The following is a 14,097-nucleotide window of genomic DNA, read 5'->3' on the forward strand; positions in this document are numbered from 1 at the left end:
GTCAGTCGCGGCGGGCGGCGGGGCGGATCGCAAGGCTGGTGCCGCCCAGTTCGCGAAAGCTCTTCTGACGGCAGGAAAACACCAGAATTTGCAGATCATTGGCCTGTAGCGTCAGCGCGTCAAACAGCGCCTCGATGCGGGCATCGTCGGTATAGGCCAGCGCATCATCCAGAATGACCGGGATGCCGCGCCCGGATTTCGCCAGGAGCCGGGCAAAGGCCAGCCGCACCATCAGCGCCAATTGTTCCTGTGTGCCACCGGAGAGCTGGGTCAGCTGCTCCTCTGCGGCGCCGCGCGCCAGCTGGCTGGGCAGCACGCTGTCGGCATCAACCTGCACCTGTGCCTCCGGCCAAAGCCTACGCATCAGCGGCGTCAGCTCGGCCATCAACGGCCCCAGATATTGCGCCTGCGCGCCTGCTTGCGCGGCTTCCAGCGCCTGATCCAGACGGCGCAGGGTGGCCACTTCGAAATGCAGCGCCGCCAGCGTGGTTTCGGCAACCGCCAGCTGATCGGTGACCTCGGCCAGTTCTTCCTCCACCGCGTGGCTGGCATGGGCGCTGATACGCGCGTCCAGAACCGCCAGATCGCGCGCCAGCGCCTGCAGGCGCGCCTGCGCCGTCTCGACCACCGAACGGGCACGCTGGCAGGCCGCCTGAGCCTGTTCCAGATCCGGGGCCTCGGCGGTCAGGCGGGCCTCTTCGGCGCGGGCCTCGGCCACGGCCTGCTCCAGCGCGGGCAGCCCGGAGCGGAGGGTTGCCAGCTCTGCCGTGGCCGCCTCGGCATCTCCCAGCGCCACGGTGGCGCGGGCCAGCTCGGCCTCGGCAGCCTCGGCATGGGCCAGCGCGCCATGGGCCTCTTTCTGAGCGGCGGCCTCCTCGGTGCGGCGCTGTGCAAGTGTGGCATCTGCGGCCAGTTCGCCAGCCTCAGCCCCGGCCTGCGCCGCGTCCAGGTCGGCCCGGTCCGGCTCGGCCTCGCCCTCCGCATCGGCCTGCCCATCCGACCCAACCGGCAAGGCTGCGATCGCCGCGACCAGCGCTTCGCGCCCCTCCGGCGCGAGCGCCCGCTGGGTGGCCTCGCCCTCTTTCAGGCGGGCCGTTGCGGCACTGCGGGCATGATGCGCCCTGCGGGCCTGTTCCAGCGTTTCGAAACCCTGGTCGGCCAGAGCCCGCGCCAGGGCGGTTTCGGCCTCGGACAATGCGCCGCTATCGCTGCCGCGCGCGGGATGCAGGGTCACGGTGGCAAGGCCCGGTATCTCCAGCCTGCCGCCATCGGGCAGGGCCACCTCTGCCCCCTCGTGCAGCGGTTCACCGTCAAGGCTCAGCCGCGCCTCGGCGCCGGGCAGATAGGCAACGCTGAGTGCGGCAGCGGAGGCGGCGCGGGCGTGGCGGGCCAGAGCAACCGACTGTGCCAGATCTTCCAGCCGGGCCATCGCGGCGGCTGTGACAGCCTCCTTGGCCAGCTGGCGATCGCCCACCAGATCTGCCTCTAGCGCATCGAACTGGGACAGACGCTCGGTCAGCTCGGCACGGCGCAATTGAGCCTGCTGCGCAGCCTCGGCGCGCAGGGCGGCGGCGATGGATTTGCGGATCGCGGCAACGGCATCGCGCGCCTTGGCGGCGGCGAGTTCGGCGGATTTCAACTGTGCGGCGGCCTGTTCGGCGGTGCGGGCGGAGTCCTCCCGCCGCTCCGTTGCCTGCGCAAGCGCCTTGCTGGCGCGGGCATGATCCGCGAGGCGCGCCGTCTGGGTTTCGATCCGCGCCGCCTGCCCGTCGCGGCGCGACAGCGCCAGATCAAGCGCGCGGCGAGCCTGTTCGCATTGCTCTCGGTGCCGCTTGGCGGCGACCAGCGCGGCTTCGGCAGCTTTCAACCGGGACTGGCGGGCTGCGGTTTCCTGTGGTGCGGAGAGATCGGCCTGTTCGCGGCGCAGGAGCTGGCGCTGGTCCAGCAGCTGGCGCAGATCCGCGACCTGCCCTGCCAGAGTGTCGCGCTGTTCAGCCAGCGTCGCCACGCGGGCCTCGGCCTCGGCCAGCGGGCCGCCCTTGCGGGCACCGCGACTGGTCACCAGCCGGTCCAGATCGGCGCGCAGGCGGCGGCGCAGGCTCTCCATCTGCTGACCGCCGGTCACCGCCTCGACCTCGCCGCTGAGCGAAGACATCAGATCGCGTCGCGCCTCCAGCGTGTCCTTGGCATCGGCAAAATCGGTCAGCCCCTGTCGCAGCCAGAGCATCCCCACCGGGCCGTCCTTTGGCGGTGCAATGAGGTCGCGCAGCCAGGCCTCGGCGGCATCGGCCTGATGCAGCAGCGCGCCCTCTCGCCAGATCCGCGCGGTGCCCTTGCCGGAGGCTTTGGTAAAGGTCTTGGCGATGCGGTAGTGGCTGCCCTGATGGGTCAGCTCGACCTCCACCTCCGGGTCGCCGCCCGCATAGGGGGCCAGCGTGCGCACGTCCTTGTCCCAGGATTTCGCGTCCTTGAAAAACAGCGCCTGAAGCGCGTCGAAGATGGTGGATTTACCCTGCTCATTAGGCGCGCTCAGCAGGTTGAGACCGGGGCCGATGCCGGTGATTTCAACCGGATCGACAAAGCGACGCACATTGGTCAGGCGGAGGGCCGTCAGCTTCATTCCGCGCCCTCCTGCACCGCCGCATAAAGCCGGTTCAGCGCCGCTGCGGCCACGTCGCGGTCGTCCTGCGCCAGCGCGCTGTTCCGGCTTTCCGCCATCAGGGTTTCGGCGGCGACCCGCAGCGCGCCGGCGGTGGAGATCTGGTCCAGATCCTCGGCCCGGTGTTCGATCCGCAGCGCCTCCTCGTCGAGGCTGAGATGGCAGAAGGCCGGGGCCTGCTCGGCCACGAAACGCCGCAGCTGCATATGCTGATCGGCGGTGACCCAGCCCCGCGCGCGCAGGCGGATCAGACAGTCGGGCCAGTCCGGCGGGTCGGCGGGCAGCGCGGCCCTGATCAGGGCGGTGATATCCTGCCCCGGAGCCAGATCCAGCGCCAGCTCCTGCCAGTGGTACTGGCCGATCTCGATCTGGCGCAGCTGCGGTGGTTGACCCGGCCCCGGCAGATCCACCAGCAGGCAGCTGCCGCGGCCCGGATGTTTGAAGCGGTCCCGTTCCGGCGTGCCGGGATAGCGGCTATGGGCATTGAGGGTAAAATCGCCATGCCAGTCGCCAAGCGCCAGATAATCCAGCCGCGCGCTGCTGGCGCGGGTGGTGGCGATGGTCTCGGCACCGTTCTGGTCGCGGTCGAAATCGAGCACTGCGCCATGGGCCAGCCCGATGCGCAGGTGGCCCTCGGGCGTCTCGGCGCTCTCCATCCAGATGGTGCGGTCCTGACCGGCAAAACGATGCTGACAGGGGGCGGGCAACAGCGTGGCACCGGGGGCGATCTCAACCGGCGTGGGCTGCATCAGCAGATGCACATTCTCCGGCGCATGGCGCGCCATCTCCGCCCAGAGCGGCTCGGCCGCGCCGCTGTCGTGATTGCCGGGGATGATCCACCACTGCACCGGCTCGGCGGCGGCCATTGCGGCCAGCGCCTGCCGGATCACCCGCGCCGAGGGGGTTTCGGTGTCAAAGAGATCCCCCGCAATCAGCACATGTTCCGCGCCCTGCTCTGCCGCCGTCTGCGCCAGCCGGGGCAGGATCCCCTGCCGGGCCTGTTGCAGCGCGGCGCGGGTTTCCTCGTCGAACTGGCCAAAGCGTTTGCCCAGGTGCAGATCGGAGGTGTGCAGCAGGCGCAGGCTGGTCATGCGGAATGGGTCCTTTGGTGGTGGGCTTCACAGGTGAGTGACGTGCAGAAGTGACAGAGCCGCGCCGGGGCGTCAACGCGGGTCTGCACGGCGGGCTCAGAGCAGGTGTCGGGCGGTCGGCAGGCTGGCGGCGGGCAGCCACGCGGCGGGCAGAAGGATTGACAGAACCGCAATCACCCGGCAAAAATATTGGAGATTTTCCAAAATAGGGATCAAAGCATGTTTGGTCGGCGCCCCCGCTCGGAGGAAGATACGGTTGTCGCCGTGCTGGCGGCAGCGCTGCGGCGGGATATTTCCTTTGGCGTGCTGCGACCGGACCAGAAGCTGAAAATCGAAGCGCTGCGCCAGAGCTATGGCGGCTCCAACCATTCGATGCGCGAGACCCTACGGATGCTCAGCGCCGAGGGGCTGGTGGAGGCCACCGCCCAGCGCGGTTTTCGCGTCACCTCGGCGACCGAGGATGATCTGCGGGACATTCTGTTCATGCGACTGGAGGTGGAACGGCTGGGCCTGAGGATGGGACTGGAGCGCGGCAACGTCCAGTGGGAGGGCCGGGTTCTGGCGGCGCATCACGCGCTGCGCCGCACCGAGGAAGCGCTGGTTGAGGAGGCCAATGACGCGCTGGCGCTGGATTGGGACATGGCCTGCCGGAACTTTGCCGCGGTGCTGGTGGAGGCCGCGCAATCGCCCCGGCTGTCGGATATGCAGCTGAAATTCTACGATCAGTCCCGCCGGTTCCGACTGGCGCAACTGCGCGAGGGGCGGCTCGATTTTGCCACCCGCGCGCGACAGCAGCAGGCGCTGGTCGAGGCTGTGCTGGCCCGCAATACCGAGGCCGCCATCGCGGCTCTGGAGATCTATGTGACCGGCGATATGGGCGGCTAACAGCGGGCTGCGGTCAACGCGCGCCGGAAACCGAGACTAGATATCAGCGGGCCTGACCGACCCGATGGGACACCAACATAAGAGGGAGGATTTGAGAGATGACCAATTGGACACGCCGCCGCACGCTTGCAGCACTTGGCGGTGCTGCCGCAGCTGCGGGGCTGGCGACACCGGCGCTGGCAAGCAATCGCAAGATCGTGCTGGGCGCGCTGCGCTTTACCAGCCATTCAGCCAGCTTCATCGCGCAGGAGCGCGGATATTTCGCTGATGCGGGCCTTGACGTGGAGCTGCGGTTTTTCCAGGCGGCCTCGCCGATGTCGGTGGCGATTGCCTCGGGCGATGTGGATTATGCGATCACCGCGATGTCGGGCGGGCTGATCTCGCTGGCCGATCGCGGTGCAATCAAGGTGATCGGTGGCGCCTTGTCGGAGGAGCCGGGTATCGACGGGCAGAAGATTCTGGTCTCCGACGCCGCCTATCAGGCCGGGGTCACCAGCCCGGCGGCGCTGGACGGCAAGAGCTTTGGCATGACCACCGCCGGTTCCTCGTTCCACTACATGGGGTCGCGGATGGCGCAGAAGGAAGGTGTCTCGCTGTCCTTCAAGCCGCTGCAAAAGGTCGGTGCGATCATCGGCGCGCTGAAATCAGGGCAGATTGATGCCTGGTCGATCGTGCCTCATATCGCCAAGCCGCTGGCAGGATCGGGCGCTGTGCATATCATCGGTGATGTGGCGGACTATCTGCCCGACTATCAGGTGACGACCGTGTTCACCTCGGCCAGCAATGCCAGCGGTGAGCAGCAGATGACCCGCGATTTCCTGAGCGCCTACAGCCGCGGTGTCTCCGATTACAACGCCACCATGATCGACCGGGCCAGCGGTGATGCAGGCGTCGACCAGATGGTCGATCTGATCCACAAATATGTCTACGCAGATCGCCCCCGCGAGAAAGCCGCCAAGTCGATCATCAATGGCACCATGCGTCTGAACGAAGGGGCGGCGATGAACACCAGATCGCTGGCGGATCAGCTGGCGTGGTTCCAGGCCGAAAAGCTGGTGGATGCCGATATCACGCTGGAGACGATCATCGACTCCAGCTACGTCGACACCATCGGCTGATCACCGGGCCGGTGACGCACAACTGACTGTGCCGGTGACCCAGACCGGCACCAGCGCCGGGGCGGCCTGCCCCGGCCCTTTCATGCGCGGAGCAAGACTATGGATATTCGCCTGTCCGGGGTGGGCCATGCCTATGACGACATCCCGGTCCTACGGGACATCACGCTGGAGATCCCCAGCGGCAAGATCGTCTGTATCGTCGGCCCCTCCGGCTGTGGCAAATCCACCCTCCTGCGGTTCATCGGCGGGTTGGAACGCCCTAGCCAAGGCGAGGTCCTGCAGGTGGGGCAGCCGCCCGAGGGCAGTCTTAATCCGCTGACTTATGTGTTTCAGGATTTTGCCCTGCTGCCCTGGCGCACGGTCCGGGGCAATATCAGCCTGGTGCTGGAGGATCACGGCATTCGCGGCGCGGCAGCGGCACGGATCATCGACGATGTTCTGGCGCGCACCAAGCTGAGTGATTTTGCCGAGGCGCTGCCAAAGCAGCTGTCGGGCGGGATGAAACAGCGGGTGGCAATAGCACGGGCGCTTGCCGTGAACCCGGCAGTGATGCTGATGGATGAGCCGCTGTCGGCGCTGGACAGCCAGACCCGCGAACTGCTGATGGATGATCTGGTCGCGCTGTGGACGCGCACGCCCTTCACCGCCGTCTATGTGACCCATAATCTGGCCGAAGCGGTGCGGCTGGGTCATGCCATCGTGGTCTTGTCCCGCCGTCCCGGCCAGATCCGCGAGATCGTGGAACTGGACACGCCGCTGGCCGAGCGCGAGTTCGGCGATGCTGAGCTTGAACAGAAACAGAAATACCTGTGGCAGCTGATGCGTGACGAGGCGCGGGCGGCGGATGCGGAGCTGATGAATGTCTGACACCCAATTGGCCGGGGCGCAGCCCGGCAAGACGGCGGGCACCCCCGCAACACCGGCGATCCGCCCGGTTCAGTTTCGCGGCGGCGGCTTTGCCCCCCGCGGCGGGCGCTGGGTGGGCGGGCTGGTCTTTGTACTGCTGTTGCTTCTGGCCGAACTTGGCACCCGTCAGGGCTGGATTTCCAACCTCACCCTGCCGCGCCCCAGCGATGTGCTGGCGACGTTGCAGGAACTCTATGCCACCGGCCTGCTGTGGACCCACGTCAGCGTCTCGCTGTCGCGATTGGTCGTGGGCGCGGCCTTGGGGGCCAGCGTCGGTATTGGCGTCGGGCTGATGATCGGGCTGTTTTCCTATGTGCGCGCGGGGCTGGTGCCCTTGGTGGCGGCGCTATTTCCGATCCCGAAGATCGCGCTTTTGCCGCTGTTTGTGATCTGGTTCGGCATTGATGAAGGATCCAAATATGCGCTGATCGCCTTTGGCACCTTTACGCCCACCGTCGTGGCCACCTATGGCGCGGTGGACAATGTCGACCGCTCGCTGATCCGCATGGGGCAGAGTTTCAACCTGTCGTGGCTGTCGATTGTCCGCAAGATCGTGCTGCCGGGGGCGATGCCCGGTATCCTGTCCGGCCTGCGCATCAGTCTGGCGATTGCCATCATCCTGCTGGTGGCCGCTGAAATGCTGGGGGCGGAGCATGGCATTGGTGCGTATATTCTGGAGGCCGGGTCGCTCTATGATCTGGAGCGGCTGTTTGCCGGTGTGGCGATCCTGTCGGTGCTGGGGGTGCTGGTCAGCAGCCTGATCGGGCTGATCGAACGCCACCTGCTGCGCTGGCGCAGCTGAGCGCGACCGAGTCGCGCATGTGACCCGCCCCTGCCTGTCGCAATCGCATAGAATCGAGGCCAATGGCGCCAAAACGCGCCAATAATCTCAAAAGCGCGGCAATCTGCGCCTCACAAAGCCCATGCCGGCAATTGCACCCGCGCGCGACCTGATTTACACGGGGGCCATATGAATGGCTGTTGTCCTTGCGGGCTGCCGGTCCGTCAGACCAGTTCTGACCCAAGATGACCGCCCGCCGCATCCTCACCGGGCAGCAGCACCCCGTCCATCAGGTGCAGCGCCGACCGCTCACCCAAGTTTCCGATATCGCTGAAAAAAGGTTGTGGAATATGGCAGAAAATTCGACCCCCGACATTTTGTATACCATCGTAGACGAAGCCCCCGAGCTGGCCAGCGCCTCTCTGTTGCCGATCATCCGCAGCTTTGCGAATGCGGCGGGCGTCTCCGTCGGGACCAAGGACATTTCGCTGGCGGGCCGCATCCTTGCGACCTTCCCCGAAGCGCTGAGCGACACCCAGCGTCAGAGCAACGATCTGGCCGAACTGGGCGAACTGGTGAAGACCCCCGAAGCCAATGTCATCAAGCTGCCGAATATCTCGGCCTCGGTGCCGCAGCTGACCGCCGCGATTGCCGAGTTGCAGGCGCAGGGGTTCGACATCCCCGATTATCCGGCGGACCCGGTGACCGATGCGCAAAAAGAGATCCGCGCGCGCTATGACACCATCAAGGGCTCGGCTGTGAACCCGGTGCTGCGCGAAGGCAACTCGGACCGTCGCGCTGCCCGCGCGGTGAAGAACTTTGCCCAGAACAACCCGCATTCGATGGGCAAATGGTCTGCTGACAGCAAGACCAAAGTCTCCTCGATGCCGGGCAATGATTTCTACGCCAACGAAGTCTCCGCCACCATCTCCGCCGCGCAGGCCGGGACCGCGAAGATCGAGTTTGTCGGCAAGGACGGCGCCGTTACCGTGCTGAAGGACAGCTGGCCGCTGGAAGAGGGCACCGTTGCCGATGCAACCTTCATGTCGGCCAAGGCGCTGTCGTCCTTCCTGACGGATGCGATTGAAGACACCAAATCCGATGGCACCATGTTCTCGCTGCACATGAAAGCCACCATGATGAAGGTCTCCGACCCGATCATCTTTGGCCACGCGGTGAAGGCATGGCTGGGTCCGGTCTGGGACAAATTCGGCGCTGAAATCGAAGCGGCTGGCGGCTCGGCGAACTCGGGCCTTGGTGCGGTTCTGGCAACCATCGACGGCCTGCCCAATGGCGATGCGATCAAGGCAGAGATCGCCGCGCTGGACCGTCCGTCCATGTATATGGTGGACAGCGACAAGGGCATCACCAACCTGCATGTGCCCTCCGATGTGATCATTGACGCCTCCATGCCTGCGGTGATCCGTGCCGGCGGCAAGGGCTGGGACGAAGCGGGCAACAAGGGCGACACCAACTGCGTGATCCCCGATCGCTGCTATTCCACCGTCTATGACGAGAGCATCAATTTCTTCAAAGCCAATGGCGCGCTCGACGTGACCACCGCAGGCTCCGTCGCCAACGTCGGTCTGATGGCGCAGAAGGCTGAGGAATACGGCTCGCACCCGACCACCTTCGAAGCGCCCGCTGATGGCACCATCCGTATCGTGCTGGCAAATGGCGAGACGCTGCATTCGCACGAGGTCGAGGCCGGTGATATCTGGCGCGCCTGCACCGTGAAAAAGGCCCCGATCGAAAACTGGATCCAGCTGGCGATGGACCGTCAGCGGCTGACCGGCTCTGAGGCGATTTTCTGGCTGGACGCCAACCGCGCCCATGACGCCGAGCTGATCAAATACGTGCAGCCCGTGCTGAACGCAGCTGGCGTGGCCGATAAGTTCCAGATCATGGCGCCGCGCGAAGCCACCCGCCAGAGCCTTGAAACCATCACCGCAGGCAAGGACAGCATCGCCATCACCGGCAACGTGCTGCGCGACTATCTGACCGACCTGTTCCCGATCCTGGAGCTGGGCACCTCGGCCAAGATGCTGTCGATCGTGAAGCTGATGAACGGTGGCGGGTTGTTTGAAACCGGGGCCGGCGGCTCTGCGCCCAAGCACGTGCAGCAGCTGGTTGAAGAAAACCACCTGCGCTGGGACTCGATGGGCGAATTCTGTGCTCTGGGTGAATCGCTGAACTTCCTCGCCGACAGCAAGGGCAACGCCAAGGCTGGCGTGCTGGGTGCCGCTGCCGAGGCGGCGACGCAGGGCATTCTGGATCACAACCGCTCGCCCTCGCGCAAGGTGGGTGAGCCGGACAACCGCGCCAGCCACTACTGGTTTGCCCGCTACTGGGCCGAAGCGCTGGCCGCGCAGGGGGATGACGCCGAACTGGCCGCGCATTTCGCGCCCATCGCCGCAGAGCTGGCGGCCAAGGAAGAGCAGATCCTGTCGGAGCTGGCCGAGGTTCAGGGCAAGGCGGTTGATCTGGGCGGCTATTTCCACACCGATCCTGTGAAAACCGCCGCCGTCATGCGCCCCAGCGCCACGCTGAACGGCATTATCGGCTGATCACGCATCGGCGTGTTCGGGCGACATGCTGCCCCTAGACCATAATAAACGCCCGGAGTGATCCGGGCGTTTTTTTCGTTCAGACTGCAAAGCCTCGGGGGAAAGTGTCAGCACGGATCAGCCGGTTCTGTCCAGCGCTTCGACCGGGTCGTCGCGTTTGGATCTCGCCGCCTCGACCAGCGCGCGAAAGAGGTTCAGATGGGCGGGCTGGTAGAACAGATGCTCAGGATGCCACTGCACCCCGACTGCAAACCGACGGCCCGGATCCTCGATCGCCTGCACCATGCCGGACTGATCGCGCCCGGTGACGCGCAGCCCCTGCCCGAGGCTGCTGACCGACTGGCTGTGCAGCGCGTTGACCTTCAGCTCAGGCACCCCGAGGATACGCCGCAGTGTGCTGTTGTTGGTGATCGTGACCTTCTTGCGGGGGAGCACTGTCTTGTAGTTTTCCAACCCGTAAAAGGCATAGGCATCCTGATAGAGCGCGCCCCCGCGGGCTACATTCAGCATCTGCGCCCCGCGACAGATCCCCAAAAGGGGCACATCCCGTTGGGTTGCCTGCCGCACGATATCAGCCTCAAGCGCGTCGCGCTCGGGGTCCAGACGGACCTCCGGCATGATCTGCCCCTTGTAGAGCGTTGGGGCGATGTCGTCTCCGCCACCGATGACCACACCATCCACCTGCGCCAGATCGGCGGCGCGGCCGCTTTGCCAGCGCACGGCGCGGCCACCGGCCAGCCAGATGTTCAGGGCGATCAGCGGAAAGATCCGCCAGCCGCTGCGGCGCGAAACGGTGACTGCAATAACCGGTTTCATGCGGCGTCTCTTCGTGCTGCGGTGTTCAGGACATCGGCCGCGTGTTTGGCCCATTCGCGGTTCAGCAGCTGTTCGCTGCGCGGGCGGCTCCGCCAGGCCTTGATCAGCTGGTCGAGCCGGCCGTCGCGGGCGATCTGTTCCAGCTCGGCCCAGCGGTTCCATTCCTGGCTGATGGACCACCCCGGCTGGCCCAGACGGCAATCCGGCAGACGGTAGTGATAGGCCGGACGGGCGGCGGTTTTGTCATCCTCGCCCAGCGCGGCGCGCACGCGATCGGGCGCGTGATCGGCCAGCAGTGGCAGCAGATCCAGCGCGTGGTTTCTATCCGCCGCATGGTCGAGATAGAGGTCGCAGAGCGCCTCCATCGTCTTTGGCGGGTGCTCACAGACGGCATCAATCAGCGCCGCCGGATAGGGCGCGATAAAGGGCTGCACCCGGCGCGACACGTCGATGCCCGGGCTGCGGCGCAGCACCGGATCCAGCAGAGCAAAGGCGGTAAGCACCGGAACGATGTGATCAACCGTCATATCCGCTACTTCGACATTCAGATGAACGCCAAAGCCGTTCAGCACACCGTCCTGGGTGCCCGTGGCCCCCGCCTCTGCCAGTTTGGAACACAGACGATCCAGCTGCGGCAGCTGCGATTGCGCCAGCGGCGGGGTCACGATTTCAACAGGGATTAGCGGCTCCGCGAGGGAGAACAGCGCCTTGCCCAGCCCGTGGACTTCGGTCCGGTAGCGGCTGTCCAGATAGACCTCGATATCGCCCAGCCGGGTGTTCTTGACGTGCGGTTTCGGGCCGTCGGTATCATCCTGCGCGTAGATGTCGCCGCCAAGTTCGCGCTGGACAATGTCCTGCGCCTCGGCGGCGGAGAGGCCACCGAACTCGATCTCGACGCCGACCTTGCGATCATCGGAGGCGGTGCGGGCCCCAGACATCTGCGGCAGCGATTTGACAGCGTCCTGCGCATCCGCGCGTCCCGCCGACCGGCCGTCAAGGGGAGAGGCAAAACCCGCCTCGGTACTCAGATCACTTTCCAACATAATGGGCTCCGTGCTCGCTCACAGACCCAACGTCACCGATGCAAAAATGTTCCACCCCTGCGGGCGCGGGCACGATCCTCTCGCGTTTTTTACGCTGCTTTGTTGATGAGGCGATCGGTCGAAATCCGCCGCGGGGCAGGACAGGCCCCGTCGGATTAGCAGTCAGATCAACAGCATCCAGAGGCCGACAGCCGCCAGCAGCAGGGCAAACCCCCGGTTCATCTTGCGCGCCCGATCATCGCGGAAGATCCGTCGTGCAAGCCCCTCGCCGATCCATGTCCAGATCGAAAAAGCCACCAGATTGTTCAGCGTGAAGATCAGCGTGATGATCATGACCAGCCCCAGCTGTCCCGAAAAAAGAAGGGACGCTGCATCATCGGCGGTGCGCGCAGGATCAGCGGGCGCCAGAAACTGGCTGAACATCACCGCAATGATCACATAGGCCTTCGGGTTCAGCAGCAGCAACACCACACCATCACCAAAGCGCGCCGGTCGCGCCTGTGCCCCTGAGGCCGCCCCGTCGGCGCACCACATGCCCCAGGCCAGCCACAGGACATAGGCCGCCCCGGCCAGCGTCAGCCATCGAAACACCTCCTGCGAGACCGCCTGAGCCAGCAGGGCGCTGGATCCGATCAAGAGGGTCACCAGCGCCGTGGCGATATGATAGCCGGCCGTTGCCGGGATCGTGGCGCGCATCCCGAACCGCGCGCCGTTGGCGGCAAAGAACAGATTGCCCGGTCCCGGGCTATAGGCCAGCGGGAACAGAAACACGAGCAGGGCAAGCGTCGTCTCAAGGGTCATATCAGCCTCACATGGCAATGCTGATCCCGACCTAATTGCACCGGCCATGGGTCGCGACCCGGATCCTGCGCATAATATTGCGGTCGGCGGGAACACTCCGCCCGGCTGCGGCGTTCTTTCCCTGTCTCCCGGCGGCCAGAGCCCTGGCGGGGAGGCTCAGCCCAGATAGGTCAATCAACCGGAGAGCCGCTATGCCATCCATCTATGACGCCATCAAACAGGACCATGACGCCCACCGCGAGTTGCTCGCCTCGATCGAGGACAGCAAGGTTGAGGCGCGCGGCGCCCTCTGGAAACGCTTCTACGAGGATGTGAAAAGCCACGCCGCCGCCGAGGAAGAAACCTTCTACTCAAAGCTGATCAGCCAGACCTGGGGTCAGGATGCGGCCCGCCATTCCGTGCATGAGCACCAGCAGCTCGACGATCTGATGGAAGAGCTCAACGTGATGAAAATGTCCTCCGACCTGTGGATGAGCAAGTTCCAGCAGCTGAAGCACGACTACGAACACCACATGGAGGAAGAGGAAAACGAGGTGTTTACCCGGGCCAAGGAGATCATCTCCGATGAGGAGATCGAAGGCTATGGCACACGTTTCCAGAAGCGCAAGGAAGAGGAACGCGGCCTGATTGACGAAAAACGCGAGGATAGCCTCGAAGACTGACGGCAGCGATCCCGGGCAGCCCGACGTCCAGCCCGGTGCAGGGAGGCAGATCCGGGCGGGGACCTCTCGGCGCCGCGCGCATCATACCGCCGACAAGAGAGAGCCGGCTGCCGCGCGGCTCTCTGTGTTGTCTATCCATGAGAGCCTGCGGGTCGGCGGGCAGGACTGCCTCGGCCTTCAGCGGCGATCAGAGCTGTCGCGCAACCGCCAGCGTTGCCATGGCGGGAAGCGTCAACAGCTCTTTCGCCTGCGCAACCCGCGCCTGCGTGTAGTACCCCGGCTCGTGCAGGATATTGATGGTCGCGGCCAGTTCCCCCTCCAGCAGAACCGGCAGGTTGATCACCGCGCCACAGCCCAGCGCGCCGATCAGCTCGGCGTCGGGAAACACCGCGTCGATCTCTTCCAGCGTATTCGCAACGAAACTGCGGTGCTGACCGTGGACGATATCGAACCAGCTGTTCATCTCGATCGGTTTGGTGCCGGAGGTCGGGTAATTCACACTGTCGTCGGTATAGGTGCGACAGGCCAGCATCGCGCCCATATCCACCGTCATCACGGTGAACAGCTTTGCCCCAACGGTGGCCTTGGTCAGTGCGCAGAGTGCATCGTACGCAGCCTCGGCAGTTGTGGCGGCGGCCAGTGCGTTGGTGAAATGGCGCAGCGCCTCGGCGGAGGTATCGTCTGTTCGGCGGCTGCGCATGTTATCGTCGGGCATCGGGTCTGTCCTTTGGCATGGGGTCGGGTCTGCTGTCGTGATTGATGGTCAGT

At 65.3% G+C, this 14,097-nt stretch carries 12 protein-coding genes; 6 read left to right on the forward strand and 6 right to left on the reverse strand.

Going from position 1 to position 14,097, the window contains the following annotated elements:
• Nucleotide 1: 1 nt before the first annotated feature.
• Both VWY60_RS14385 and VWY60_RS14390 read right to left on the reverse strand, forming a co-directional pair.
• Entirely contained in the window at nucleotides 2-2,620 is a 2,619-nt protein-coding gene (locus tag VWY60_RS14385) for an AAA family ATPase (RefSeq protein ID WP_416540913.1), read from the reverse strand.
• The gene (locus tag VWY60_RS14390) at nucleotides 2,617-3,750 is read right to left on the reverse strand and encodes a metallophosphoesterase family protein (protein WP_416540914.1); all 1,134 of its coding nucleotides are present in this window, start codon (nucleotides 3,748-3,750) and stop codon (nucleotides 2,617-2,619) included. Before VWY60_RS14390 ends, VWY60_RS14385 begins: the two co-directional genes overlap by 4 nt.
• A gap of 219 nt (nucleotides 3,751-3,969) precedes the next feature.
• On the opposite strand from VWY60_RS14390, the gene VWY60_RS14395 reads away from it, so the two are divergent.
• The 5 genes from VWY60_RS14395 to VWY60_RS14415 all read left to right on the forward strand — a co-directional run bounded on the left by VWY60_RS14395 (nucleotide 3,970) and on the right by VWY60_RS14415 (nucleotide 10,007).
• Nucleotides 3,970-4,635, forward strand: coding sequence for a GntR family transcriptional regulator (locus tag VWY60_RS14395; RefSeq protein WP_416540915.1), 666 nt, complete (start codon nucleotides 3,970-3,972; stop codon nucleotides 4,633-4,635).
• A 98-nt stretch (nucleotides 4,636-4,733) separates the two neighbouring features.
• Complete coding sequence (locus VWY60_RS14400) at nucleotides 4,734-5,753, forward strand: ABC transporter substrate-binding protein (protein ID WP_416540916.1); 1,020 nt, start codon at nucleotides 4,734-4,736, stop codon at nucleotides 5,751-5,753.
• Between the two features lie 99 nt (nucleotides 5,754-5,852).
• Entirely contained in the window at nucleotides 5,853-6,620 is a 768-nt protein-coding gene (locus VWY60_RS14405) for an ABC transporter ATP-binding protein (protein ID WP_416540917.1), read from the forward strand.
• Nucleotides 6,613-7,461 carry an ABC transporter permease gene (locus VWY60_RS14410; protein ID WP_416537557.1) on the forward strand — a complete coding sequence of 283 codons (849 nt, stop codon included), beginning with the start codon at nucleotides 6,613-6,615 and terminating at the stop codon, nucleotides 7,459-7,461. Before VWY60_RS14405 ends, VWY60_RS14410 begins: the two co-directional genes overlap by 8 nt.
• Before the next feature lie 329 nt (nucleotides 7,462-7,790).
• Complete coding sequence (locus tag VWY60_RS14415) at nucleotides 7,791-10,007, forward strand: NADP-dependent isocitrate dehydrogenase (RefSeq protein ID WP_416540918.1); 2,217 nt, start codon at nucleotides 7,791-7,793, stop codon at nucleotides 10,005-10,007.
• A gap of 117 nt (nucleotides 10,008-10,124) precedes the next feature.
• On the opposite strand, the gene VWY60_RS14420 is transcribed toward VWY60_RS14415, so the two are convergent.
• From VWY60_RS14420 to VWY60_RS14430, 3 genes are all read right to left on the reverse strand, one after another.
• Nucleotides 10,125-10,823, reverse strand: a complete 699-nt coding sequence (locus VWY60_RS14420; RefSeq protein ID WP_416540919.1) for a gamma-glutamyl-gamma-aminobutyrate hydrolase family protein — start codon at nucleotides 10,821-10,823, stop codon at nucleotides 10,125-10,127.
• A complete protein-coding gene (locus VWY60_RS14425) occupies nucleotides 10,820-11,866 on the reverse strand; it encodes an amidoligase family protein (RefSeq protein WP_416540920.1) in 1,047 nt (348 codons plus the stop codon). Before VWY60_RS14425 ends, VWY60_RS14420 begins: the two co-directional genes overlap by 4 nt.
• A 162-nt stretch (nucleotides 11,867-12,028) precedes the next feature.
• The gene (locus VWY60_RS14430) at nucleotides 12,029-12,667 is read right to left on the reverse strand and encodes a LysE family translocator (RefSeq protein WP_416540921.1); all 639 of its coding nucleotides are present in this window, start codon (nucleotides 12,665-12,667) and stop codon (nucleotides 12,029-12,031) included.
• Between the two features lie 191 nt (nucleotides 12,668-12,858).
• Here VWY60_RS14430 and VWY60_RS14435 point away from each other — a divergent pair, with 191 nt between their 5' ends.
• Nucleotides 12,859-13,329 carry a hemerythrin domain-containing protein gene (locus VWY60_RS14435; RefSeq protein WP_340547486.1) on the forward strand — a complete coding sequence of 157 codons (471 nt, stop codon included), beginning with the start codon at nucleotides 12,859-12,861 and terminating at the stop codon, nucleotides 13,327-13,329.
• Nucleotides 13,330-13,516: 187 nt separating this feature from the next.
• On the opposite strand, the gene VWY60_RS14440 is transcribed toward VWY60_RS14435, so the two are convergent.
• Nucleotides 13,517-14,044: a GAF domain-containing protein gene (locus tag VWY60_RS14440; RefSeq protein ID WP_416540922.1), complete on the reverse strand. Its 528-nt coding sequence runs from the start codon at nucleotides 14,042-14,044 to the stop codon at nucleotides 13,517-13,519.
• Nucleotides 14,045-14,097 lie beyond the last annotated feature (53 nt).

This window comes from Phaeobacter sp. JH20_26 (assembly GCF_048056275.1).
GTDB lineage: Bacteria > Pseudomonadota > Alphaproteobacteria > Rhodobacterales > Rhodobacteraceae > Phaeobacter > Phaeobacter bryozoorum.

Excerpts from the sequence above, each read along its gene's own strand:
- VWY60_RS14385 (WP_416540913.1), bottom strand. The coding sequence starts at position 2,620 with ATGAAGCTGACGGCCCTCCGCCTGACCAATGTGCGTCGCTTTGTCGAT.
- VWY60_RS14390 (WP_416540914.1), bottom strand. The coding sequence starts at position 3,750 with ATGACCAGCCTGCGCCTGCTGCACACCTCCGATCTGCACCTGGGCAAA.
- VWY60_RS14395 (WP_416540915.1), top strand. The coding sequence starts at position 3,970 with ATGTTTGGTCGGCGCCCCCGCTCGGAGGAAGATACGGTTGTCGCCGTG.
- VWY60_RS14400 (WP_416540916.1), top strand. The coding sequence starts at position 4,734 with ATGACCAATTGGACACGCCGCCGCACGCTTGCAGCACTTGGCGGTGCT.
- VWY60_RS14405 (WP_416540917.1), top strand. The coding sequence starts at position 5,853 with ATGGATATTCGCCTGTCCGGGGTGGGCCATGCCTATGACGACATCCCG.
- VWY60_RS14410 (WP_416537557.1), top strand. The coding sequence starts at position 6,613 with ATGTCTGACACCCAATTGGCCGGGGCGCAGCCCGGCAAGACGGCGGGC.
- VWY60_RS14415 (WP_416540918.1), top strand. The coding sequence starts at position 7,791 with ATGGCAGAAAATTCGACCCCCGACATTTTGTATACCATCGTAGACGAA.
- VWY60_RS14420 (WP_416540919.1), bottom strand. The coding sequence starts at position 10,823 with ATGAAACCGGTTATTGCAGTCACCGTTTCGCGCCGCAGCGGCTGGCGG.
- VWY60_RS14425 (WP_416540920.1), bottom strand. The coding sequence starts at position 11,866 with ATGTTGGAAAGTGATCTGAGTACCGAGGCGGGTTTTGCCTCTCCCCTT.
- VWY60_RS14430 (WP_416540921.1), bottom strand. The coding sequence starts at position 12,667 with ATGACCCTTGAGACGACGCTTGCCCTGCTCGTGTTTCTGTTCCCGCTG.
- VWY60_RS14435 (WP_340547486.1), top strand. The coding sequence starts at position 12,859 with ATGCCATCCATCTATGACGCCATCAAACAGGACCATGACGCCCACCGC.
- VWY60_RS14440 (WP_416540922.1), bottom strand. The coding sequence starts at position 14,044 with ATGCCCGACGATAACATGCGCAGCCGCCGAACAGACGATACCTCCGCC.